This is a genomic window from Mycobacterium sp. E2699 (assembly GCF_001666745.1).
Classification (GTDB): domain Bacteria; phylum Actinomycetota; class Actinomycetes; order Mycobacteriales; family Mycobacteriaceae; genus Mycobacterium.
The window spans coordinates 1-567 of record NZ_LZJH01000023.1 but is presented as its reverse complement, the minus strand read 5'-3'; the positions used below and the strand labels follow the sequence as shown (position 1 = coordinate 567).

2 protein-coding genes are annotated in these 567 nt (G+C 67.4%); one reads left to right on the top strand and one right to left on the bottom strand.

All coding sequences use genetic code 11. From position 1 onward, the window contains the following. On the bottom strand, positions 1–176 hold a 176-nt coding region (locus A5696_RS26825), incomplete at its 3' end, for a PPE domain-containing protein (protein WP_197516869.1). A gap of 227 nt (positions 177–403) precedes the next feature. Between A5696_RS26825 and A5696_RS26820 the strand changes: the two genes are divergently transcribed. Continuing rightward, on the top strand, positions 404–567 hold a 164-nt coding region (locus A5696_RS26820), incomplete at its 3' end, for a PPE domain-containing protein (protein ID WP_082956486.1).

Genomic DNA, 567 nt, shown 5'->3' with positions numbered 1-567 from the left:
CCCTGCCAGGCCTGCCCGGCCAGGTCCGAGGTCACGGAGCTGAATGCGCTTGCCGCCGCGCTCAACTCACTGCGGATCCCGTCCCAGGCCGCCGCCGCCTCCAGCATCGGCCCCGGGCCCGGCCCATCAAGCAGGAGCACCGAGTTGACCTCGGGCGGAAACACCGAAAAGTTCATCACTGCTCCCCTCGATCGTCGTTGATCAGACCTTCAGCAGCCACTGGAGCAACGTACATTCTCCGGCCTGCCCCATACCCCGTTAGGCGGGAATCCAATCCCGGCCGCCGCACGATCGTTGCGGACCGGACCGCAGGGATCAAGCGCTCGCAGTCGCGGTTGCGTGCGAACCCGAGCAACGGCACACTTTGGCTCCCGGGGCTCGCTGCTGAGAAGGGACCGCGGTCATGAGCTTTTTGGTGCTCCCGCCGGAGATCAATTCGTCCCGGATGTTCTCCGGTGCCGGGTCAGCGCCAATGTTGGCGGCGGCGGCCTGGGACGGGATCCGCAGTGAGTTGAGCGCGGCGGCAAGCGCATTCAGCTCCGTGACCTCGGACCTGGCCGGGCAGGC